This is a genomic window from Pseudomonas sp. 9Ag (assembly GCF_902506445.1).
GTDB lineage: Bacteria > Pseudomonadota > Gammaproteobacteria > Pseudomonadales > Pseudomonadaceae > Stutzerimonas > Stutzerimonas stutzeri_AB.
In genome coordinates, this window is the sequence record NZ_LR733836.1 from 2,017,078 (window position 1) to 2,040,619 (window position 23,542).

Annotated in this window: 19 protein-coding genes; 14 read left to right on the forward strand and 5 right to left on the reverse strand. The window is 60.4% G+C overall.

What is annotated here, in order from left to right; all coding sequences use genetic code 11:
• Positions 1-77 precede the first annotated feature (77 nt).
• From ALTERO38_RS08855 to ALTERO38_RS08870, 5 genes are all read left to right on the forward strand, one after another.
• Positions 78-482, forward strand: a complete 405-nt coding sequence (locus ALTERO38_RS08855; protein ID WP_102836246.1) for a YqjD family protein — start codon at positions 78-80, stop codon at positions 480-482.
• 20 nt (positions 483-502) lie between these two features.
• Positions 503-883 (forward strand): phage holin family protein, encoded by a 381-nt coding sequence (locus ALTERO38_RS08860; protein WP_148926190.1) that lies wholly within the window; start codon positions 503-505, stop codon positions 881-883.
• Positions 880-1,188: a hypothetical protein gene (locus ALTERO38_RS21510; protein WP_102836244.1), complete on the forward strand. Its 309-nt coding sequence runs from the start codon at positions 880-882 to the stop codon at positions 1,186-1,188. Before ALTERO38_RS08860 ends, ALTERO38_RS21510 begins: the two co-directional genes overlap by 4 nt.
• Positions 1,189-1,382: 194 nt before the next feature.
• Positions 1,383-2,714, forward strand: coding sequence for a deoxyguanosinetriphosphate triphosphohydrolase (locus ALTERO38_RS08865; protein WP_148926191.1), 1,332 nt, complete (start codon positions 1,383-1,385; stop codon positions 2,712-2,714).
• The gene (locus tag ALTERO38_RS08870; RefSeq protein ID WP_256663836.1) at positions 2,711-3,814 is read left to right on the forward strand and encodes an FUSC family protein; all 1,104 of its coding nucleotides are present in this window, start codon (positions 2,711-2,713) and stop codon (positions 3,812-3,814) included. Before ALTERO38_RS08865 ends, ALTERO38_RS08870 begins: the two co-directional genes overlap by 4 nt.
• On the opposite strand, the gene ALTERO38_RS08875 is transcribed toward ALTERO38_RS08870, so the two are convergent.
• A complete protein-coding gene (locus ALTERO38_RS08875) occupies positions 3,804-4,148 on the reverse strand; it encodes a YggL family protein (RefSeq protein WP_148926192.1) in 345 nt (114 codons plus the stop codon). The two genes, ALTERO38_RS08870 and ALTERO38_RS08875, sit on opposite strands and share 11 nt — an antisense overlap.
• 233 nt (positions 4,149-4,381) lie before the next feature.
• Between ALTERO38_RS08875 and dacB the strand changes: the two genes are divergently transcribed.
• Positions 4,382-5,890 (forward strand): D-alanyl-D-alanine carboxypeptidase/D-alanyl-D-alanine-endopeptidase, encoded by a 1,509-nt coding sequence (gene dacB / locus ALTERO38_RS08880; RefSeq protein WP_256663837.1) that lies wholly within the window; start codon positions 4,382-4,384, stop codon positions 5,888-5,890.
• Between the two features lie 132 nt (positions 5,891-6,022).
• Here dacB and rlmKL read toward each other — a convergent pair whose 3' ends face one another.
• Positions 6,023-8,203 carry a bifunctional 23S rRNA (guanine(2069)-N(7))-methyltransferase RlmK/23S rRNA (guanine(2445)-N(2))-methyltransferase RlmL gene (gene rlmKL / locus ALTERO38_RS08885; RefSeq protein ID WP_159968128.1) on the reverse strand — a complete coding sequence of 727 codons (2,181 nt, stop codon included), beginning with the start codon at positions 8,201-8,203 and terminating at the stop codon, positions 6,023-6,025.
• Positions 8,204-8,555: 352 nt separating this feature from the next.
• On the opposite strand from rlmKL, the gene rmf reads away from it, so the two are divergent.
• Complete coding sequence (gene rmf, locus ALTERO38_RS08890) at positions 8,556-8,771, forward strand: ribosome modulation factor (RefSeq protein ID WP_082082129.1); 216 nt, start codon at positions 8,556-8,558, stop codon at positions 8,769-8,771.
• Between the two features lie 90 nt (positions 8,772-8,861).
• Here the strand turns inward: rmf and ALTERO38_RS08895 are convergent, their stop codons facing one another.
• A complete protein-coding gene (locus ALTERO38_RS08895; protein ID WP_159968130.1) occupies positions 8,862-9,902 on the reverse strand; it encodes a quinone-dependent dihydroorotate dehydrogenase in 1,041 nt (346 codons plus the stop codon).
• 107 nt (positions 9,903-10,009) lie between these two features.
• Positions 10,010-10,231: a DUF2835 domain-containing protein gene (locus tag ALTERO38_RS08900; RefSeq protein ID WP_102836239.1), complete on the reverse strand. Its 222-nt coding sequence runs from the start codon at positions 10,229-10,231 to the stop codon at positions 10,010-10,012.
• A gap of 168 nt (positions 10,232-10,399) precedes the next feature.
• On the opposite strand from ALTERO38_RS08900, the gene ALTERO38_RS08905 reads away from it, so the two are divergent.
• Positions 10,400-11,323, forward strand: a complete 924-nt coding sequence (locus ALTERO38_RS08905) for a DUF6685 family protein (RefSeq protein ID WP_159969669.1) — start codon at positions 10,400-10,402, stop codon at positions 11,321-11,323.
• 134 nt (positions 11,324-11,457) lie between these two features.
• Here ALTERO38_RS08905 and ALTERO38_RS08910 read toward each other — a convergent pair whose 3' ends face one another.
• Entirely contained in the window at positions 11,458-16,305 is a 4,848-nt protein-coding gene (locus ALTERO38_RS08910; protein WP_159968132.1) for an NAD-glutamate dehydrogenase, read from the reverse strand.
• Positions 16,306-16,614: 309 nt separating this feature from the next.
• On the opposite strand from ALTERO38_RS08910, the gene ALTERO38_RS08915 reads away from it, so the two are divergent.
• From ALTERO38_RS08915 to ALTERO38_RS08940, 6 genes are read left to right on the forward strand one after another with little or no spacing between them, the layout of a single operon-like run.
• The gene (locus ALTERO38_RS08915; protein WP_148926195.1) at positions 16,615-17,574 is read left to right on the forward strand and encodes a MoxR family ATPase; all 960 of its coding nucleotides are present in this window, start codon (positions 16,615-16,617) and stop codon (positions 17,572-17,574) included.
• The gene (locus ALTERO38_RS08920) at positions 17,574-18,545 is read left to right on the forward strand and encodes a DUF58 domain-containing protein (protein ID WP_159968134.1); all 972 of its coding nucleotides are present in this window, start codon (positions 17,574-17,576) and stop codon (positions 18,543-18,545) included. Before ALTERO38_RS08915 ends, ALTERO38_RS08920 begins: the two co-directional genes overlap by 1 nt.
• Positions 18,542-19,042: a DUF4381 domain-containing protein gene (locus ALTERO38_RS08925; RefSeq protein WP_159968136.1), complete on the forward strand. Its 501-nt coding sequence runs from the start codon at positions 18,542-18,544 to the stop codon at positions 19,040-19,042. Before ALTERO38_RS08920 ends, ALTERO38_RS08925 begins: the two co-directional genes overlap by 4 nt.
• Positions 19,035-20,048 (forward strand): VWA domain-containing protein, encoded by a 1,014-nt coding sequence (locus ALTERO38_RS08930; protein WP_159968138.1) that lies wholly within the window; start codon positions 19,035-19,037, stop codon positions 20,046-20,048. Before ALTERO38_RS08925 ends, ALTERO38_RS08930 begins: the two co-directional genes overlap by 8 nt.
• Positions 20,045-21,772 (forward strand): VWA domain-containing protein, encoded by a 1,728-nt coding sequence (locus tag ALTERO38_RS08935; protein ID WP_159968140.1) that lies wholly within the window; start codon positions 20,045-20,047, stop codon positions 21,770-21,772. Before ALTERO38_RS08930 ends, ALTERO38_RS08935 begins: the two co-directional genes overlap by 4 nt.
• On the forward strand, positions 21,769-23,391 hold the full coding sequence (locus ALTERO38_RS08940) for a BatD family protein (protein ID WP_159968142.1): 1,623 nt from the start codon (positions 21,769-21,771) through the stop codon (positions 23,389-23,391). The genes ALTERO38_RS08935 and ALTERO38_RS08940 overlap by 4 nt, the downstream gene beginning before the upstream one ends.
• The last annotated feature ends 151 nt before the right edge of the window (positions 23,392-23,542 follow it).

Here is a 23,542-nt window from a genome sequence, read left to right on the forward strand (position 1 = left end):
AACCTTGTACCAGCTGCACGCTCGAAACCCTAAGCGCCGGGACCTATCGTTCCTGCGAGACTCAAGAGGAACTGCAGATGTCTACCGAATCGACTTTTGGCACCAGCGACAACACGCCCATCCCTGATGGAGCAGCTGGAACCGACACCTCATCTCTGATCAATAAGTCAGCTCATCGCCGCAACCTGCAGGCGGCTCAGAATGCGCTCATTGAAGAATTCCACACCCTCATCGGTGATACCGAGCGCCTGTTGAAACACACTCAGGATACGGCGGGCACTCAGACCGAAGAGCTCCGCGGCAAGATCAACGCCAACCTTAGCCGTGCGCGTCAAATGCTCAAGGACCAAGAAGGCACACTGAAAGAACAGGGCCAAGCGGCTATCCAGTGCACCGAGGAGTATGTTCATACTCACCCGTGGCAATCAATCGGGATCGCAGCGGGAGTTGGCTTTCTCTTCGGCCTGATCACCCGCCGTTAATAATGTGGGGAACGGATCCAATGGAAACCAGACACGCTGACGACGCCCCGACGCCGTCCATCAAGAAGATGGGCAGCGCGCTTGCTGGCCTCGTACAAGGGCATCTGGAGCTCATCGGAATTGAGATTCAGGAAGAGCGAGCCCGGGTATTCAAGCTGTTCCTTCTTGCCAGTATCAGCTTGATCCTCGGGCTGCTGATTCTCGTTGGGCTATCAGCTGCAATCGTGATCGCCTTCTGGGACAGCAACCCTATCGCCGCCATTCTGGTTCTCTGTGCTATCTACGCAGTTGTGCTGGCCGTCTGCATCAGCCGCGCCGTGCGCATCGTCAAAGAAAGCGTCTCGCCTTTCCAGGCGACGGTCGAAGAATTGGCCCGCAACCGGGAGCGTTTACTGCCATGAGCCTACCGCTAAGTAGCTCCGGCGATTTAGCCATGCGCAAGGACCTTGTTCGCTTGCGCATGGAAATGAACCGCCAACAAGTTCTATATCACTCACAGCCATTGGTTCACCCCTTCCAACGAATCAAGGGAATGGTCGCGAGCCGTAGCCATAGCGCTTCCTCAGAGCACCATAACGGCAAGGGCCCGCTGATGATTGCAGCAACCCTGGGGTTAACCCTGTTTGGCCGTCGACTGGGCAAGGTTGGCAAACTGGCTAGAGTAGGGATGATGCTTTACCCCCTCATCCGCAGGCTGCGGCATTAAGGGATAAAACATCTGCTCAGCAGGCGAAGCAGAGCCGATCAATATCTCAGCAAATGCGGATGGTCTAGCGATCAGCAACTCTGTAGGCTGACAGCCAGTTACTGATTGGTCATTGGGCGGTTCGGTTGCGTGCGGCGAGCAAGCTGCTGACCTGGCAAGCCGCCCCCATCTGGCGACATCAAGGAGATTGCTCTTTGGACTGGCACACGCTGCTGAATCGAGAGCGGCTCGGAAAATCCGTACACAGCAATGAAGAGCTTGGTCGAAGCCCGTTTCACAAGGACCACGACAGAATCATCTTCTCTGGAGCGTTCCGCCGGCTTGGACGCAAGACTCAGGTCCATCCGGTCTCAAGCAACGACCACATTCATACGCGACTTACTCACTCGCTGGAAGTCAGCTGCGTCGGCCGCTCGCTCGGCATGCGTGTAGGTGAAGTGCTCCGGGATGATATGCCAGAGTGGTGCAGCCCGGCGGATCTCGGCATGGTCATTCAGTCCGCCTGCTTGGCGCACGACATTGGCAATCCACCGTTTGGTCACTCTGGAGAGGATGCAATACGCCACTGGTTTCAACAGGCGGCCGCGCGTGGCTGGCTGGACGACATGAGCGATGCCGAACGTGCCGATTTTCTCAATTTTGAAGGCAACGCCCAAGGTTTCAGGGTACTTACACAGCTCGAATATCACCAGTTCGACGGCGGAACGCGCCTTACCTACGCAACACTAGGAACTTACCTCAAGTACCCTTGGACATCACGCCACGCCGAAGCGCTTGGCTATAAAAAACACAAGTTTGGTTGCTACCAGAACGAACTGCCGCTATTGGAGCAGATAGCAGCCAAACTCGGCCTACCGAAGTTAGACGAACAACGGTGGGCGCGTCATCCCCTTGTGTATCTGATGGAAGCTGCGGACGACATTTGTTACGGGCTCATCGATCTCGAAGATGGGCTTGAAATGGACCTTCTGGAATACGCCGAGGTGGAAGCCCTACTGCTGAATCTGGTGGGCGATGACGTACCTGAAACATACCGGCAACTCGGTCCCGAGGGCTCACGTCGACGCAAGCTGGCGATCCTCAGAGGCAAAGCCATCGAGCACCTGACCAACGCTGCCGCCGAAGCGTTCGTTGAACAGCAACAAGCGCTGCTGACGGGTTGCCTCGCGGGAGATCTGGTTGAACATATGCATGGTCCAGCCAAACAATGCGTTCTGCAGGCCAAGGCGCTGGCCCGGGAAAAGATTTTCCAAGACAAGCGCAAAACTCTGCATGAGATTGGCGCCTATACCACCCTAGAAATACTGCTAAACGCATTCTGCGGTGCAGCGCTTGAGCAACACGGCGGTCGAACGCCATCGTTCAAGAATCGCCGCATCCTGGATCTGCTCGGCAACAATGCGCCAGATCCTCATTGGCCGCTGTATCAGGCATTTGTTCGAATGATCGACTTCATCGCAGGCATGACTGACAGCTACGCGACCGAGATGGCCAGCGAAATGACCGGACGCTCGAGCCCCACGTGAGCCTGATAAATAGGTCGCCATGGAAGGTTATTGGCTGGCAACCTGGCCGGCCCGCCTGGGGGGCTGCCGCGGTCGCCGGCCTGGGTTGTGCCCTGCCCCTGCTGCTCGGTTTATTCAGCGGGCATCCAGGTTTCCTTTGGGCAACAGTCGGCGCGTTCCAGGCAGCCAAGGCGAACCCACTCCACCGCCTCGGCATGCTGCGAATGCTGCTCTTGATCGGGCTTGGCGCTGGGAGCGCTGGGCTCGGCTTCTGGTCAGCCCCCCACCCGCTTGTCAGCCTCGGCCTGTTTGCCTTTTATGGATTGCTGCTAGCGTGGCTGCAGCGATATGGCAGCGAGGCCGGTAAGCTCGGCATAGGCCTGGCGATTTGCTTGTGTCTAGGCCAAGGTCAGCATGGCATCGGGGACTTTAATAATCCTCAGGCCATTGCGGCGCTGTTCGCCCTCGGAGGCCTTTGGGTCACCCTTCTGGCGTTCGGTCTCCGCGGAATGCATGGCCTGCGCATGTGGCCTTACATGCCGCGACTGTTGAGCATGGTGAAAGTGTTACGTCGTCGGGCGCGGCGTACACCAATCCGCAAATGGCGGCTGCACGCGATCACTTACATTCTGGCTGCGGCGACTGGCGGCCTGATCGTTACGCTGGCAGATCTGCCACGCGGCTACTGGCTGACACTAGCGGTGTTCACCACGCTGCAGATGGACCTGCAACGCAGCCTCATTCGCGCCCTACAGGCCGGCATTGGAATCTTCTGTGCAGCAGCAATACTGATCTACATGGGCCACAGCCTGGCCGACCCACCCATGATGGTGATGATCATGTTGCCGCTCGTAATGCTCAGCAGGGCATTCCAGGCACATCACTATGGCTTGTTTGTCCTGCAGACAACCTTGAGTTTTCTTCTGCTGGCCGAAACCTTGGCGCAAGACTGGGAATTGCCACAGCTGCGGCTGATCAACGCAGCAATAGGGGTAGGCGTGGCGCTGTCTATAACCTTGCTGATGTACCTACTGCGTCGGCTGATCACCCGGATTGCATTGCGCAGATCCAGGCAAACAGCCGTAACCGATCAGGGAAATGATGACTCAATCATGCCTTAGCGTTGATCTCGTTTTCCGGGTACCAAACGTCCATCAACGGGCTTACGTTGAATTCGGACAGTTCGTTGCGACTCTTGAGCCAAGCCTCGACCTGACCGCGCTGCTCTTCGTTGACCGAGCCACGGCTTGCGAGGCAGACGAAACCGTAATCCTCGCCACCAACATAGCCCAGACCATTGGTTTCGATGGCTTCGTTCAGGAAGGCTTCAAGAAACGCATCGACCGCCTTGGCCTCAAGGCCGTCACGGTAGGTCAGACTGACCTCGAAACCCAGTTCCTGGAATTCGTCGACACAAAGTTTTTTGCGCAAACGACGCGAGCGATTGGTAGCCATTGATTCGGTCCTTAGATAACGATGATGACGGCGCGCACTCTAACAGCAACAGGAGGCTTGTGCGATTGCAGCGCCGGCCTGGTGGCCGATACTCCGACCGCTGATTACTTGCTTATCTTTGTTTGCAGGGAGACGAGCCAGACGTCTACGCTTGTCGGATGAGAAGCATGTCACTTCTCGGACGTGGGCATAATAGCCCGCCCTCTTTTCCCTGAACGCTGTAGGGAACCGCTATGTCATTGATTTCGAGCCTGTCTGCACCAGCCAACCGGAGCCGCGCGACCCGTCAGTTGCGGTTCCGCCTCGCCGCTGCCGCGCTGACGCTGCCACTAGTGATTCCGGCCTTCGCCGAAACGGTCAATCAGACCTTACCAACCCGCGTGGTACAGGCACTCAAGACAAACAAGATCGAAACCAGCGCCCTTTCCGTTGTCATGCTTCCACTCAACGGCACCGGATCACCCACCTTCGTTAATGCGGATGTCTCAGTCAACCCCGCTTCGACCATGAAGCTGGTCACGACCTACGCCGCGTTGGAACTGCTCGGACCCAACCATCAGTGGAAAACAGAATTCTATGCTGACGGGCCGATTGAGAACGGCACGCTGAACGGCAACCTTTACCTCAAGGGCGGCGGTGATCCAAAGCTCAACATGGAGAAGCTCTGGTTGTTGCTGCGGGACCTGCGGGCCAATGGCGTCGAGACCGTTACCGGTGATCTTGTCCTCGACCGCAGCCATTTCGTGCAACCCACGCTGCCTGTATTCGACGACGACGGTAATGACAAGAACAAGCCTTTCCTGGTCGGACCGGATGCGTTGTTGGTCAACCTCAAGGCACTTCGTTTCATTGCCCGCAACGATGGCGGGAACGTGAAGGTTCTGGTTGAACCGCCAATCGCCACAGTTCAAATCGACAATCGCATTCAGGCCTTACCAAAAGCAAAATGCCCGGGATGGCCCGACATCCGCTACAACCCGATCGAAAACGGTAAAGGGGTGACCGTGGTGGTCACGGGCAAGCTCCCGGCTGGATGCAGCGGACAAACCTACCTTTCAGTACTGGACCATCAGCGCTACGCCGCCGGTGCCGTTCGCGCGATCTGGAAAGAGCTTGGCGGCACCATTCTCGGTGAGGATCGAGTAGCACCGGTGGCAGCTGACGCCAAGATGATCGCGCGCGCTTATTCGCCAGATCTGGTGGAGATCATTCGCGACATCAACAAGTACAGCAACAACACCATGGCACGACAGTTGTTCCTGAGCTTGGGTGCTGAGTTCCGTAACGAAGCGGATGCAGATGACTCCATGGCCGCGCAGCGTGTGATACGCCAGTGGCTGGCAAAAAAGGGGTTGATTTCGCCGCATCTGGTCATCGAGAACGGATCTGGCCTGTCGCGGGCCGAGCGCGTCAGCGCGCGAGAGCTGGCCAGCTTGCTGCAAGCCGCATGGAAAAGCCCATACGCCGCCGAGTTCATTTCATCGATGCCCTTGGCAGCGGTGGACGGCACCATGCGCAAGCGGCTTCGTAATACAGGGGTTGCCGGCAAGGCTCACGTCAAGACCGGAACGCTGAACACGGTGCGTGCGATCGCTGGGTATAGCCGCGACAACGACGGCAATACGTGGGCTGTCGTCGCGATACTCAACCATCCTCGCCCGTGGGGCGCCTCCTCGGTGCTGGACCAGGTACTGGTCAGTCTCTATAACCGTCCCGGCAACGAAAACACCGCGCAACGCTAGTCCGTTCAGTGCCGCCGTCGCAACATCACGTCGGCACTGAATTGAAACAACAACGCTGGATCACTGGCGCAGCGAATCAGCTGCGTAATGCGATGCCGGTGGATACCGAAACGCGGCACCTTCCTTAACAGATCAGCGCGCTTGGAGTCTCCAGGCGCGGTGAATCTTGCTGTTGCGGCGGAAATCTTCATCCAGAGTGGCGCCGGTAATTTCCTCCACGGCGTAGCGCTCGGCAACGCCCGGATCGAGGACGAATTTGCGAAAGTTGTTGGAAAAATACAGCGTGCCGCCAGCGGCGAGTCTTGCCATCGCCAGGTCGAGCAAGGCGACATGATCACGCTGGACATCGAACACCCCTTCCATACGCTTCGAGTTGGAGAATGTTGGCGGGTCGATAAAAATGAGATCGTATTCGCCACGGTCCTCCTCCAACCACGCCATGACATCGGCCTGCTCCAAACGCTGTCGATCCGACAGGCCATTGAGCGCCAGATTGCGCCGCGCCCAATCCAGATAGGTTTTTGACAGGTCGACACTCGTCGTGCTGCGAGCGCCGCCCTTCGCCGCGTGAACCGTCGCGGTAGCGGTGTAGCAATACAGGTTCAAGAAGCGCTTGCCTGCCGCTTCGCGCGCAATGCGCTGGCGCATCGGCCGGTGGTCGAGAAACAGCCCGGTATCGAGGTAATCGGTGAGATTCACCAGCAGCTTGACGTCGCCCTCTGTGACCTCAACAAAAGTGCCTTGTGTGGCTTGGCGCTCGTACTGCCGCGTTCCGCTCTGGCGCTCACGACGCTTGACCACCACCCGGTCCTGGGGAACACCTAAAGCTTGCGGGATAGCGCCTAGGGCGTCGTAGAGTCGTGCCTGGGCTTTCTCGGGATCGATCGAGCGCGGTGGCGCGTATTCCTGCACATGCACCCAGTCGCCGTAGAGATCAATGGCCAAGGCATACTCAGGCATGTCTGCATCGTACAAGCGATAGCATTGAATGCCTTGCTTGCGAGCCCACTTACCGAGCAGCTTCAGATTCTTCTGCAGCCGGTTGGCGAACATCTGCCCGCCCTCACTGAGGCGCGCCAATTCCGCTACGGGTTTCTCTTCGCTCTTGCTTTCAGCGGTGGCCGCTCGCTGACCAGTGACGAACTGATCCAGCTCGACTTTGATCAACAACAGCTTGCAAGGCAGAGCCCCGTTCCAGAAAGCGTATTGCTTGTGGCTACGGATGCCCATGCGCTTGCCCAAGTCTGGAGCAGATGTCAGCACCGCTGCTTCCCAGCCGAGACAGGCCTGACGCAGTCGCTCTCCGAGGTTCTGATACAGATAGACAAGACTCGCCTCATCGCCCAGGCGCTCACCATACGGTGGGTTGCAGATGACCAGGCCCTTCTGATGTTGATCCGGTCTAGGCTCGAACGTTGCTACATCGCCTTGGTAAACACGGATCCAGCTCGCCAGCCCAGCGCGCTCGATGTTGTTCTTTGCCGGCTGGATCAGACGCGGGTCCGCCTCGTAACCGCGAATCCACAGCGGCGGTCGGGCCATGCCCGCGTCGGCACGCGCCTGGGCTTCGGCGTGCAGGCGACTCCACAGAGCAGGCACATGGCCGAGCCAGGCACTGAACCCCCAGCGCTCACGGCGAAGATTAGGGGCGATGTCCGCCGCTATCATCGCGCCTTCGACCAGGAAGGTGCCGACGCCACACATTGGGTCGGTCAGAGCGCCGCCAGCAGCAGCGATGCGAGGCCAACCCGCACGGATCAGTACGGCTGCCGCAAGGTTCTCCTTGAGCGGAGCCGCACCCTGCTGAAGACGGTAGCCACGCTGGTGCAGGCTATGCCCGGACAGATCCAGGGACAGCACTGCCTGCCCCCGATCAAGACGCAGGTGGATGCGCAGGTCCGGGTTCAGCTTGTCGACACTGGGTCGCTCGCCGCTTGCGGTGCGGAGCCGATCGACAATGGCATCCTTGACCTTCAGAGCGCCAAAGTGAGTGTTGTCGATCCCGGAGCCATGGCCGCTGAACTCGACCGCCAGACTACCCGTTGCTGCGAGATGCTCCGCCCAGTCGACCTGATGAACTCCCTCATAGAGGGTTTCGGCATTCACCGTGGAAAAACGCTCGATTACCAACAACACCCTGTTCGCCAGCCGAGACCACAGACACAACCGGTAGGCGACCTCCATGCTGGCAAAGCCGCGAATCGCGGCGGTCTGCTCACGCGCCTCCTCGAGCCCGAGCTCCTTGGCTTCTTCGAGCAACAGGCCCTCGAGCCCTTTTGGGCAGGTGAGGATAAGTTCGTGGCGATCAGTCATGGCATGTCCAGTTAATTTGTTCGATCCGGTTGAGCACTCTTCCAGATCTCGTGTCGATGTTCGGGCGGTTTGCGGCTGTCTTTCGTCGCGAAGCAGACGCTGCGGTACCACTTAGGCAGTGCGGGGAGCGCTCCCCGCCTGCCTTATGGGCGGCACTACGGTTTGGTGACTTACTTATTACAAAACGATCATTCCCGCTTGGCAGTCATTGGGTTAGAACTCGACTCAGTCCGGCATCGCAACGATGCCGGAAGAACCCGCCACGCCGGCAGCGGGCTTCACTGGCAGTCTATCTGCCGACCTCGCCATGAGGACAACGGAAACACCAGTCAACCACTGAGGGCAATACCCAATGAGAAGACTCAAGCGTGATCCGATGGAACGAGCATTTCTACGCGGTTATCAGCATGGCATACACGGTAAATCTCGCGATCTCTGTCCTTTTTCTCATCCCGAGGTACGCCAAGCCTGGATTAACGGCTGGCGGGAGGGTCGCGGCGACAACTGGGACGGTCTGACCGGCGCAGCCGGCATTCATCGATTGAACGAACTTCACGCGGTCGGCTGACACAATCACACCGACTTCGACTAGCACGCCCCATCCGGGCGGCGGGCTTGAAGCCCGGGGCTCCCATCGGGAGCCCCACCGCAGCACAGCTTAACGATTCGCACCCTTCTGAGATTGCAGCGCAGCGATGGCGTCCACCGCCTCGCGAATCAGCGCTGGCCCCTTATAGATGAACCCCGTGTAGAGCTGCACAAGACTTGCGCCGGCTTCGATCTTCTCTGCCGCATGCTGCCCTTGCGTGATACCACCGACGGCAATGATAGGCAGGCGGCCCGCCAGGGTTTGTGCCAACACACGGACGGTATGGGTGCTCTTTTCACGAACGGGGGCCCCGGAAAGCCCGCCCGCTTCGTCGGCGTGCGCAAGACCCGCCACGCCTTCACGGCCAAGCGTTGTGTTGGTCGCAATGATTGCATCCATGCCGGCCTGGAATACCGCTTCGGCAACCAGTCGGGTTTCCTCGTCGGTCATGTCGGGCGCGATCTTGATGGCCAGCGGAACACGCTTTCCATGGAGCACTTCGAGGTCTTCGCGGCGCTGGCCAAGCGCATCGAGCAGTTGCTTGAGCGAGTCCCCGAACTGCAGGCTACGCAGCCCCGGTGTATTGGGCGAACTGACGTTCACTGTGACATAGCTCGCCTGGTGATAGACCTTGTCCAGGCACAGCAAGTAATCATCCTGAGCGCGCTCGACCGGGGTGTCGAAGTTCTTGCCGATGTTGATGCCCAAGATGCCCTTGAAACGAGCCGCGTCGACCCTTTCCAGCAGCGCGTCGACGCCATGATTGTTGAAGCCCATACGGTTGATAATAGCTTCGGCCTCGGGCAACCGGAAAATACGCGGTTTGGGATTTCCTGGTTGCGGCCTCGGCGTGACAGTACCCACCTCGACAAATCCAAATCCCAGCTGCGACATTCCGCAGATCGCCTCGCCGTTTTTGTCCAGCCCCGCCGCCAGCCCAACAGGGTTCGGGAAATCCAACCCCATCACCCGCACCGGCAAGCTCGCCGGAGACTTATTCAACATGGTGTTAAGGCCTAGACGGCCGCCCGCGCCAATAAGATCGAGCGACAGCTCATGAGACGTCTCGGGCGTAAACTTGAAAAGTAGCTGGCGGGCCAGGTTATACATACGCAGCCTAGATCCTGGAAAGTGTGGCGCGAGAGTATAGCAGGCGGGCATTGAGCGCAGCGGGCTACAACGTGGCGCCCGTGATCGAATTGCTCGACGAAGCGCGCCTAATCAACCCGTCGCAAGCGAATCAGTTTGCCTTCAGGCGCAAACTCCATCTCGAATGAACCAAACACGCCGGCTGTTGTCAGAAAAGGTCGCAGGTGATGTGCCGGCAAGCTGACGCTCGTCCCTTCCCGGCTTTTGATCAGGATACGATTGGCGCGCCCCTGATAGACCGCCAGCAGTTTTTCGGCGGGCAGTGCAATATCCAGCAAGAGGCTTGGCATGGAGGCTCCCTCATTGATCAACGCAGCGATGTTGCCATATCGGCCCTCGGACAGTGATCTGTCATTGAGCCGAGATCCCCAATTCAATAGACAAAAGCTCGGCAAATACGGTGCACCGGGCGCACGGCTCTGCCACACTTCGACCGTTGCCCTATGCGTTCGTCTTCCATGATGGGCCTGCCCGAGCCGATGCCGCCCGTGACTTCCCGAATCGTCAGATTTGCCCAACGCCTTGGATTGACCGGCAAATCACCGCGCCAGATCCTTGAGCACGCCAGCCAGATCAGCTTGCCATTTGCTCCCCTCTCGGAGCCGGCACCGAGCATCTTCTGGAACGACGGCCCTTGCCTGCAACGATTCGTCGATTTACCGAGAAGCGCCCTTTCCGGCCCCATTCAGGAAGACAAAGCCAAGGCTCATGCAGCCTTGACACGGCTCGTGCGCCAGGAGCGCAGCGCCTACCCGGCGCTCGATTTGCGACAGGTCGACGGTCTCGGCGGGCAAAGCCCCGACGAAGCGACCTATCCTACGTTCGAGGCGCTTGCGGCCACACCCGCCTGCCGTCAGCTACGGGTCATCAGTTACAAGGACTTCGTGCGGACCATCACCTCCGCATTGCCTGAATTCCAGATACAGGCCCCGATCGAGCTTCGCCAAGCCAGCTGGCTTGGCGAGCGGATTTACTGGAGCGGTGAGCACCATGCTGAAGCCTTCGCCAGCGCCATCGCCTATGCACGGTTGCGGGGGCTGGAGGTCAACCTGCCCTGCGAACTCACTGATTACCGGCTTGATGCAGCCGGACTACAGGCACTCGACAGCGAATACCATGCCGTCACGATGCCGGCACAAGCCTGGAGCGATCGCGCCTTCATGGGGCTGCTGCTTGAGGCAAAGATTCCCTATGCTCGCTTGACGCTGCTGCGCAACGCGAATAACTCAGAGCTACTTCTGCTGGACAAGCGGCAACCTGCTGCGAATGCTTTGGGAGAAGGGCTTAAGCTCGCCGGTGCTCCGGACATGGTGCGCTACTTGCGCGACCTGCCACAGATCACTCGGTTCCGCCTTGGCAACCGGGCCGTACATACCGACTGATCCAGCAACGCCACTGCCACGAAGCTCACGAGCCCCCTGCCCAACACCGCCTCCATGACGCAAAACGCCGATGCATAGACATCGGCGTTTCATTTCGCGTAACAGCCGCCAGGAAACCCAGCGGCATATCACAACTAGCGTCTGGCGCTTTCCAACGCGAGGTCTTGCAGCTCGCGACCGGCGACAGCATACATGGCGTAATCCACGCTACTGGCACTGCGCAGTTCGACCAGCATTCGCCGCCAACGCTCGACCTGATATTCCCGCTGCTCCAACCATAGCTGAACGCGAGCATCGAGATCGTCAGGCGCGTCGCTCATCTGCAACACCGACACGGTGATAGCGCGCTGCTGACTGTCCAGATCATCGCGGAAACCTTCCCTAGCCAGCGCTTGCCAATTGTTTTCCACCGGCAGACCGGTGACCTGCTGCAGGTACCAGGGTAACTCCAGCGCACCGCCCACGGCGAAGTAAGCCGCTGCGACCTCAGCAGGTGGCTGCCCGGTTTCATCAGCGGCCTCCAGTATCGGCAACAGCGTGTACAGATGGTTGGTGCCCGCGACCATCCGGGCCAGCAACTCGGGCACACCTGCGTCGGTGTAGCGCTCGTAGCGCGCTTGCCAAAGGTCGCGAGTTCCGCCCTGCAGCAGCGCGTCGAGCTTCAAGCCGAGCGCTGCGACGCGCGGCCCAAAGTGCCCGACGTCTCGTGCCGCATCCAGCTCACTGCGACGATTGCGCAGGAACCAACGGGTCGCCCGCCGTCCCAGCCGCATCAGTTCATCCATGAGGTTGAGCTGCAGTTCAGACGGAACCTTGTAATCCAGCGCTTCGATCTGTCGGAACCAATGAGGCAGATGGAAGATATCCCGCACGATCACGTAAGCGCCCGCCACGTTGGCGGCGCTCAGGCCTGTAGCCTCTCTGAGCCTCTGAACGAAGGTGATGCCCATGTTGTTGATCAGGTCGTTGGCGATCTGAGTGCTGACGATCTCGCGTTTGAGACGGTGCTGCAGCATCGCCGGGCGATACTGCTCGGCCAGCAACTGCGGAAATGCGCTCTCCATTTCGCGTGCCAGATAGGCGTCATCCGGCACGCGCGATTGCAACAGTGCTTCCTTCAGCTCGATCTTGCTGTATGAAATCAGCACCGACAGCTCAGGCCGGGTCAAACCCTTGCCCAGATTCGCGCGCTCAGCCAGCATTTCATCGCCAGGCAGGAACTCAAGCGCACGATCCAGAAGACCATCGGCTTCCAGGGAACTGATCAGTCGCTTGTACTCACTGCCGCCCTCATGAGCGCGATGCTCAGCCTGCGACAGCGCCTGGGTCTGCTTGTAATTGTCGTGCAGTACCAATTCGGCCACCGCGTCGGTCATCTCGAACAGCAACTGGTCACGCTGCTTGCCGGTCATGTCCCCGGCACTGACGATCTCATTCAGCAGAATCTTGATGTTGACCTCATGGTCGGAGCAGTTCACCCCGCCAGCGTTGTCGATGAAGTCCGTGTTAGCGGCACCGCCATGCAAGCAGTATTCGACGCGTCCCAGCTGAGTGATGCCCAGGTTGCCGCCTTCGCCGATGACCTTGGCTCGCAGCTCGTTGCCGTTGACCCGCAGGATGTCGTTGGCCTTGTCGCCCACGTCTGCATGAGTTTCCGCGGTGCTCTTCACATAGGTTCCGATGCCTCCGTTCCAGAGCAGATCCACCGGTGCCTTGAGCAACGCGTGGATGAGCTCGGCGGGGGTCAGCTGATCCGCTTCGATATCGAAACGCGCCTTCATCTGCGGCGTGATCGCGATACGCTTGGCCGAGCGAGGGAACACGCCGCCTCCCGCGGAGATCAGCGATGCATCGTAGTCGGTCCAGGATGAGCGCGGCAGATCGAACAGGCGTTGGCGCTCGACAAAGCTGCGCGCAGCGTCCGGATCGGGATCGATAAAAATGTGCAGATGGTTGAAGGCAGCCACCAGCTGCAAGGTTTCGGACATCAGCAAGCCATTGCCGAACACATCACCAGCCATGTCGCCGATGCCGATCACGCTGACGTTGTCGCGCTGCACATCGATGCCACGCTCGCGGAAGTGCCGCTGCACTGAGACCCATGCGCCCTTGGCGGTGATACCCATTTTCTTGTGGTCATAGCCGGCGGAGCCACCGGACGCGAAGGCGTCGCCCAACCAGAAGTCGTACTCCGCAGCGATGCCGTTGGCGATGTCGGAGAAGGTTGCGGTGCCCTTGTCGGCCGCCACGACGAGATAGGGGTCGTCCTCGTCGTAGCGAAGCACGTTGGCCGGCGGTACGACGTTGCCGTCTTTGAGATTGTCAGTGATGTCCAGCAGGCCGCTGATGAAGATTCGATAGCAGGCAATGCCCTCAGCCAGCACCTCGTCACGAGACCCATTGGTAGGCAGACGACGTGGCACGAAACCACCCTTGGCCCCTCCGGGCACGATGATCGCGTTCTTCACCTGCTGTGCCTTGACCAGGCCCAGCACCTCGGTGCGGTAGTCTTCTTCACGATCGGACCAGCGCAAGCCGCCGCGCGCGACCTTGCCGCCACGCAGATGGACACCTTCGACGCGAGGTGAATAAACAAAGATCTCGAATTTCGGCGCCGGCCGTGGCATCTCGGGGATCGACCGCGGATCGAGCTTGAAGCTGAAGTAGCTCTTCGGCTTGCCGGCCGCGTCCATCTGATAAAAATTCGTCCGCAGCGTCGCTTTGATCAGGGCCAGGTAACGCCGAAGGATGCGGTCTTCATTGAGCACGGCCACGTCATCCAGCGCCGTGATGATCGCCTGCTCCAGCCGCGCCTGCTTGTCGGCAAGATCTTCTTCGCCGAGTTTGCGCGCCAGGTAGAAGCGCATCTTGAACAGCCGCACCAGCTCACGAGCGATGTCGGTGTGGTTGAGCAAAGCGCTGGCGATATAGCCCAGGTCGAAGCCCATGCGGATCTGCTTCAGGTAGCGGCCATAGGCGCGTAGCAACGCGACCTCGCGCCAGGTCAGCCCGGCGGTCAGGACCAGCCGGTTGAACGCATCGTTCTCCGCCTGACAGTTGTTGATCGCGATGAAGGCATCCTGCAGCGGTTCATTGATCTCCATGAGATCAATTTCGAGCCCCTCTGCGTAGGTGAACGCAAAGTCGTGAATCCAGTATTCGCGGCCATCCTTGCGCCGCAGGTGGAACGGAAACTCGCCTAGCACGCGTAGCCCGAGGTTCTCGAGGATCGGCAACATGTCCGACAACGGCAGCGACGTGTTCAGGTGATAGAGCTTGCAGTGCAGGCGATTTTCCACCGCCGTGATCGGCTGGTAGAAGCTCATCACCAACGGGCGCTGCTCGCTGAGGCTGAGCACGTGCTGCATATCCACAGCCGCCGAATGCGGCGCGAAACGTTCACGGTATCCCGCGGGGAAGCCTTTCGGGAAATCAGCAAGTATCCCGGTGCCCTGGGCTTCGCCGAAACGCTCAATGACCACGCTCGAGTAGTCGTCCTGCCAGGTTCGACAGGCCTGGACCACCTCGTTTTCCAGCTGGACCGGATCGAACTGCACCTGCTTGCTCGGGTCCAGACGCAGCAGGAACTGCACGCGGATCAGCACGGACTCGGAGAAGTAGGTGGAGAATTCACAGCCGCTGGCTTCCAGGCGGTCTACCAGAACCTGCTGGATGCGCAAGCGGGTCTCGGTCGAATAACTGTCGCGGGGAACGTACGCCAGGCAATAGCAGAAGCGTCCATAGGGATCGATACGCAGGAACAGGCGCAGCTTGTTGCGCTCCTGGATCTGCACGATGGCGATGGCTGTGCTGAACAGCTGGTCGAGCGTCATCTGAAACAGTTCGTCGCGCGGCAGCACTTCGAGAACCTGAGTCAGCTCCTTGGCAAGATGCGCCGAATCATCGAAATGCGAACGCTGGATGACCTCTGCCACCTTGCTGCGAATGTAGGGTATTCGACGCACGCTCTGGGTGTAGACCGACGAGGTGAAGAGCCCGAGAAAGCGGCATTCCCGGGTTACGCGACCCTGCTCATCGAATTCGCGTATGGAGACGAAATCCGGATATGCCGGCCTATGCACCCGGCTCGGAGTAGCCGCCTTGGCGAACGACAGCAGCAGCGGCTCCTGCAGATAGGCCAGCGCTGGCGGCATGATCAGTTGATCGTCTGCTTCAAGTCCGGTGCGCAGGTTTCGCGACAGCCCCAACAGGGATGCCTCGTCATAAATGATGCGGCCGCCCTCCCCCTGTTCGACAACCGTGAATTCCTCATACCCCAGGAAGGTGAAATGGTCTTCGGCCAGCCAGCGCATGAAGTCCATGCTTTCAGCCAGCTGGGCGTGATCGGCCGGTTGCAGCATGGCCAGACGCGCATGATGCTCTTCAGCCTTCGCCTTCATCGCCGGGAAATCACTGACGGTCAGACGGACGTCCGCCAGAACGCCGTGCAGCGACTGCTCCAGTTCGTGCAAGGCCGCCGCACTGGCGCAGCGATCAATCTCGACAAATATCAGCGACTCGGCGCCGCTGCCATCACTCGAACTGCCCTTCGGTAGCAATTCGACCAAGCTGTCGTCACCGTCCCGGCGGACCTGCAATACGCTGTTCTGCAGGGTGTGAATGGCATAGCCACGACGGGTAAGCTCCATGCGCACCGAGTCGACCAGAAACGGCATGTCCGGGTGCAGTACCTCGACCACGCTGTGGGTCGATTGCCAACCGTGCTTTTCATAATCGGGGTTGAACACCTGAACAACAGGACTGCTTGGGTCGAAGCGCTCCAACAACCGCCAGCTGGCCAGCGTTGAGCCGACCAGGTCGGTCATGCGCCGCTGAGTCAGCTCGGGCAATGCGACGATTCCGAAAAACTGTTCGGCGAAGAGCCCCACTTGTGGCAGGAGTTTCTCGTCGACATGCTGTGCCAGGGCCACTTTCAGTTGTTGCTGAAAATCGGCTTTGCTGGCAGCTGTAAAGAACGCCATTTTTTCGCTCCATTCTGGCTTGGAATTCGACTAGGGCAGTCGCGGGACCTGACCGGCAACGCAACCTGTAAGTTCAACGTTAGTTCAGCGGACCGGGAATGCACCCAGTCGGGCCTCCTTTGTCTGGCGCCGCCAGCGACCGCGCGGTCACATTTAATTGAATTGCATGACCATCAGAGCCTGGCGCTGGCCATCATCAACGCTGCGTGACGAACTTGCCGAGCCGCGCATAGCTTGCCCCTCGCGAATGAATTAAAGTCGTGCTGGTCGAGCGCCCGCCCCGACACGCCCCTGTAGAAGAGCTCAGCGATGGACCACCGTGAAGCCATAGTCGCGCTGCGACAATTTCTTTCCACCCAGATTCTCGGCCAGGAACGGCTGATCGAGCGCCTGCTGATCGCTTTGCTCGCTGACGGCCACCTGCTCGTCGAAGGCGCCCCGGGGTTAGCTAAAACACGGGCAATCAAAGAGCTTGCAGGCGGCCTTGAAGCGGAATTCCATCGCATCCAGTTCACACCCGACCTGCTGCCAGCTGACATTACCGGAACTGAAATCTACCGACCGGAAACCGGCAGCTTCGTCTTTCAACAAGGCCCCATCTTTCACAATCTGGTGCTGGCCGATGAGATAAACCGAGCGCCCGCAAAGGTGCAGTCGGCGCTGCTCGAGGCCATGGCCGAACGGCAGGTCAGCGTGGGTCGCAGCACCTACGATCTGTCACCGCTCTTTCTGGTAATGGCCACGCAAAATCCCATCGAGCAGGAGGGCACCTATCCCCTCCCCGAAGCGCAGCTCGACCGCTTCCTGCTCCACGTAAAGCTCGGTTTCCCCGATGCGTCGGTGGAACGACGCATTCTGCAACAGGCGCGCGGCGAAGCGATCAACGGCGAAACCGCCCCGGAACACCGCGTCTCCCAACAAGCGATCTTCGCTGCGCGCAAGGAAATTCTCGGCCTGTACATGGCGGACGCGGTGGAGGAGTACCTGGTGCAGTTGGTCATGGCGACCCGCACCCCGGCCAAATTCGACGCTGAGCTGGCGGGCTGGATTGCCTACGGTTCCAGCCCGCGCGGCTCGATCTCGCTCGATCGCTGCGCCCGCGCTCATGCCTGGTTGGCGGGACGGGACTTCGTCAGCCCAGAGGACATTCAAGCGGTGCTGTTCGACGTGCTGCGCCATCGTTTGATCCTCTCGTTCGAAGCGGAAGCAGCCGGTATCGATCAGGACCGCGTCCTGCAGCGTATTCTCGACGTGGTCGCGGTGGCCTGATGCAACCCTTGCGGCCCACCGACGACAGCTCGGTGCATTCAGGGCCCGGCGATGGCGTCCGGGTAAGCCTCGTCGAGCTGATCGACATGCGTCATCGAGTCCGCGAAGTGCCCTTGTTTTCCAGCCCGCATCGGCGCAGCCAGTTGGTCGGCCTGCACCATTCGAAGTTGCGCGGACGTGGGGTGGATTTCGATCAGGTTCGCATCTACCAGGCCGGTGACGATGTTCGCACCATTGATTGGCGCGTCACTGCACGGACTCAGGAGCCGCATACCAAGCTATTCCACGAAGAACGTGAGCGACCCATTTATTTACTGGTCGAGCAGAGCCCGCGGTTGTTCTTTGGCAGTGCTCGGGCCTTCAAGTCGGTGGTAGTTGCCCAAGCCGCCAGCCTGGTGGGATGGGCCGCGCTAAGCCACAACGATCGCGTCGGGGGCCTGGTATTCGGACACGGCGATCAGCACGAGATCAAACCCCGGCGCAGCAAGCAAAGCCTTCTGCAATTGCTGGACCGTTTGGCGCGCGCCAATGCCGGCTTGCAAGCCGACCAGCCTGACGATCCAGAGGCCTTTGGCCTGGCGCTCAGACGCGCACGTGAAGTGCTGCGTCCAGGTAGCCTGGCGGTGATCCTCTGTGATGAGCGCGCCCTGAGCGATGCAGCAGAACAGCAGATGAGCTTGCTCGCGCGCCACGTCGACTTATTGCTGATTCCTGTCTGTGACCCACTCGACCACGCGCTGCCAGCGGCTGGACTGTTGCGCTTTGCGCAGTTTGGCGCTCGGCTGGAACTGGACACCCATGATGCAGCGCTGCGACAAGCCTACCGGCTGCAGGGCGAAGCCCGAAGTGCGCGCTGGAAGCGTCTGGCTGACCGTTTGCGCCTGCCTTTGATGCCGCTTGATACCCAGCGCGAACTGGTGGAGCAAATGCGTGAGCACCTCATCGGGCAGCAACAAGGCGCCCTAAGATGAATGCCCTCGAGCTTGAACCCCTGATCACCCCAGCAGCCGTGAGTTGGTGGCCACTGGCGGCTGGCTGGTGGTTTCTCGCTGCCCTGTTGCTCAGCCTCGTTCTGCTGCTGAAACTGCAGCCCTGGAAAAGACTTCAGCACGCTAAGCGAGAGGTGACCGTCCAGGACGAACAACTGCTCGACCCGCAACGTCAGACGGCTCTGCTTGAACTCGCCCAGTTGAGCAAGCCATACAATGGCCAGCCAGCCAGTCACTGGCTGCAGCAACTCAATGCGCTACTGAAACGCCTTTGCCGGATACGCTATCCCGACGATCATCCCCATACGTTGAGCGGACGTGCCTGGCTGGCCTTTCTCGACAATCGGTGTCCGGCCGCGGGATTGACGCGCTGGATGGTGCTGGTTGAAGGCGCTTACCGCGCCGAGTGCCGGTTGGACGACAAGGCCATCCAGGGCCTTGAACAGTCCGTGCAGATCTGGATTCGCAAGCATGTTTGAGCTGGCCTGGCCGTGGGTCTGGCTACTGTTGCCGCTGCCCTGGCTGCTGCGCTGGGTCTTACCCGTATCGGAAAGCGGCGACGCGGCATTGAAGGTCGGCTTTCTGGCCGAGCTGGAAACGCTGGCTGGCCGCCGCGCCGCGATCGCCCTGCCTGCCTGGCGGCAACAGCTGCCCTACCTGTTCATCTGGTGTTTGCTGTTGCTCGCCGCCGCCCGCCCGCAATGGCTCGGCGAACCGCTGCCGCTTCCCACCAATGGCCGCGACCTGTTGCTGGCGGTCGACGTGTCCGGTTCCATGGACTATCCAGACATGCAGTGGCAAGGCGATGAGGTCAGCCGGCTGGAACTGGTCAAGCACTTGCTCGGCGACTTTATTGCCGGGCGAAGCGGCGACCGCGTCGGGCTTATCCTGTTTGGCAGCAAGGCCTACCTGCAGGCGCCGCTGACTTTCGATCGACAAACGGTACGCACCTGGCTCGATGAAGCTGCGGTCGGCATCGCTGGCAGCAACACAGCCATCGGCGACGCCATCGGCTTGGCCGTCAAGCGCTTGCGCGAACGCCCGGCCAACAGTCGCGTACTGGTACTGATTACGGACGGCGCGAACAACGGTGGCGAAGTCGAGCCTCTGGTCGCGGCTCGCCTCGCTGCGGCCGCCGGCGTCAAGGTGCATACGATCGGCATCGGTGCCGAAGCGGATGACAGCCTGCTCAACCGGTTCGGTTTCAATCCCGGCGGCGACCTGGACGAAACGACCCTTCGCGCGATTGCCTATGAAACCGGCGGCGAGTACTTCCGAGCGCGTACAAATGAAGAGCTGGAAGCAGTCGGTGCCGCCCTCGATGAACTCGAGCCGGCCGCCCAGCAGCCGGCTCAGGCACGCGTCGCCACAGCGCTGTACGCCTGGCCATTGGCAGCAGCACTTCTGTTCAGCTGGCTGTTGGTCGCGCGCAGCGTCTTGCCTTTGTCGCTGCGTCAACTGGGCGCTCGGAGCAAGCGATCATGAGCGAGCTTCTGCCCTACCTGCTCAGACCGTTCTGGTTGATCGTATTGCCGCTGCCGATATGGCTGATGTGGCGTTTATGGCATCGTCAGCGCCAGACCGGTCGCTGGCAGCGCCTCTTGCCCGAAGCTTTTCATACCGCTCTGCTCACTCGCGGCAGGCTGCGTAACAGCAAGCTCCCTTGGATCCTGCTCGGCAGCGCCTGGCTGTTGGGTTGTCTGGCGTTGCTAGGGCCAAGCTGGCAGCAGGTCGAGCAACCCAGCCTGACACGCGCGGACCCGCTGGTCATCTTGCTGGAGACCACCCCGGCGATGCTGGCAACCGATGTGCGGCCGAGCCGACTCGAGCAGGCCAAGCGCAAAATCCTCGATCTGCTGCCGACCCGCCAGGATGCCCAAACCGCTGTGGTGGTCTTCGCCGGCAGCGCTCACACCCTAGTGCCCTTGTCCAACGACATGGCCACCACGCAAAACCTTCTGGACGCATTGCAGCCCGATCTCATGCCCGAACCCGGCCATCGTGCTGACCTGGCGGTGGCGCAAGGCATTGCCCTACTGCAACAGGGCGCCAATGGCGCTGGTCGCCTTCTGCTGATCGGCAGCAGTCTGAGCGAGCCGGAGCGCGCATCGATCGAGCAGCAACTGGACGAAAACGAGCAATCGCTGCTTCTGTTAGGCATCGGCACCGAGCAAGGTGCTCCGATTCCTCTGGAGGACGGCAGCTTCCTCAAGGATGACAAAGGTTCCATTGTCATCCCCCGGCTGGACGACAATGCCATGCGGCGTTTCGCCAGCCAGATCGGTGGTCGCTATCAACAGGCTCGAGTCGATGATGCGGACCTGCGCAACCTCGGCTTGCTCGAACGCAACGGAAAGCTTGTGGCTCAAGACGAGACCACCCGTCTCGACGCCTGGCAGGACCAAGGCTACTGGCTGCTGCTCCCTCTGGTATTGCTCGCCGCCTTCGCCGGGCGCCGGGGTTGGCTGTTCTGCTTGCCGCTCGTCCTCTTCGTCCCGCAACCCGCCAGCGCCCTGAGCTTTGACGACCTATGGCTGCGCCCCGATCAACAGGGCATGCGCCTGCTGGAATCTTCCCGCCCAGGCGAAGCCGCGACCCGCTTCGAAGATCACCAATGGCAGGGCTATGCCCGCTACCAGGCCGGTGACTTTGCCGGCGCCGCCGAGCAGTTCGGCAAGGGCGACTCCGCAGCCGATCACTACAACCGGGGCAATGCCCTGGCCCGCAACGACGAGCTGCAAGCCGCCATCGAAGCCTATGAACAAGCCCTGGAGCTGGATCCGGGCCTGGACGTCGCGCGGCGCAATAAAACTACCGTCGAAGAGGCCCTACGACAAAAAGAGTCTCAAGCTGATGCCGATCCCGACGCGTCGCCACCCCAGGAATTGACCTCCGAAGCCGAGCAGCGCAAGCAGCCTCGTGGAAGCAAAGCGCCAGACACCTCGTCGGACTCGACAGATCAAACCACGGCACAGGCCCCGCCAGAGCCAGCTGGCGAGGTGTCGAGCGAAACACTGAACTCGGGCCCTCCCGAGTCCGAGCCAGTCGCGACCGATCAGCAGATGGCACAAGCACAGGAAGTGCCGGTCGATCCCGAGCAGGATCAGGCAATGAACCAATGGTTGCGCAAGATCCCGGACGATCCCGGCGAGCTGTTACGGCGCAAGTTTCTTTATGAGCAACGCAAACGGCAGGAATTGAATCAATGATGCGCTGGATGACACTGGTGTTTCTGCTCCTGCTGGGCTTGCAAACCCACGCTGCTACCTTGGTAGCCCGGGTCGACCGTACCGAGCTGAGCCTGGACGAAACTGTGGAGCTGACTCTGGAAACGGCCGACGGCACCGCATTTGGCAAGCCCGACCTGCAGCCCCTCGACAGCCTGTTCAAAGTATCCGGGACACGTCAGAGCAACCAACTTGCCGGGGCCAACGGCGATGCACAGGCGATTACCCAGTGGCAGGTCACGCTCCAGCCGCTGCAGACCGGCTATGTCGTCATTCCGCCGTTGCAGCTCGGCGATGCCCGTAGCGAGCCAATCACCTTGCATGTCACCGAGCCCAGCGCCAGCGACAGCGACCTGCTTGCCCCCATATTCATCGACGCCAGTCTTGATCAGGAGGTCGCCTACGTGCAGGCGCAGGTGCTGCTGACGCTGCGTATCTACCACTCCGTATCGCTGTACGACGACAGCACCCTGTCACCGCTGCAGATGAACGATGCGCTGGTGCAGCGGCTGGGCGAACCACGCACTTATGAAAAAGACATCAATGGCGTCCGCCACGGCGTGATTGAGATCCGCTATGCGCTGTTCCCGCAGAAAAGCGGCGAGCTGACAATTCCCGCACAACTGTTCAGCGCCACGGCCGTGGCACCGTCGACCGGTGATCAGTATGGCTCGCGGTTCGGACGTTCGACCCAGGTCAAATCACCCACCATCCCGTTATCCGTAAAGCCCAAGCCAGCTGACTATCCTGCCGACGCCGCCTGGCTGCCGGCCCGAAGCCTGACGCTGGTCGAAGCCTGGAGTCCGGAACCTGGGGATGCTCAACTGGGCGAAGCCCTGACCCGCAGCTTGCTCTTGAAAGCTGACGGATTGACCAGCAGCCAGCTGCCTCCAATCGCCTCAACCAAGCTTCCGGGACTGCGCAGCTACCCCGACCAGCCGACCCTGAACAACGAAGTCACGGCCAACGGTGTCAGCGGCAGTCGCGAACAGCGCGAAGCCCTGGTCGCGACGCGCACTGGAGAGTTCCAACTCTCGCCCGTGGAAGTGGTCTGGTGGAACACCCTGGAAGATCGCCTGGAGCGCAGCACGCTGCCTGGTCGCAACCTGCAGGTCGCCGACAACCCGGACCTGCAACAGCCCGCCATCGAGACGGCGGACATGCCGGAACAGCGAGAGGCGAGACGGCTATGGCCCTGGCAGCTGAGCAGCGCATTGCTGGCATTGACGACCCTGCTCGGCTTTGGCTTGTGGCTGCATGCGCGCAGGCAGCCAGCGGTGATCCGCACAGTGCCGACCGGCCCGACTCCGCGCAGCCTGCTCGATGATCTGAAACGCGCCTGCTTGGCCAATGACACCCAGGCCACCCGCCACGCGCTCGATGCCTGGGCGCGTCAGCAGCCTGAAACGCTGGCCGATATGGCGGCCCGTTTCGAGCCGCTGTCCGATGCCCTCGATGGGCTTAATGGTGCCCTGTACAGCGAGACCGGTCAGCGCTGGCAAGGCGAAGCCTTGTGGCAGGCCATTCAGAACCTGCCCGCAGGTCAGGCCGGCGATGCCGAACGGGAAGCCAGCGCCCTGCCACCGCTGTATCCGCGCTGAGCTGACGGACTTCCCGGCCCGGTCGCGATCAGCTGTCCCGTCTTTTGCTGCGAGCTCGTGCACCAGTTAGAGGCGTCTTGCACCGTCCTTGGCATGTGGCTTGCTAAACCTGAACCAGACATCCCGCTTCGCACCGGTTCCCTCCCGGACG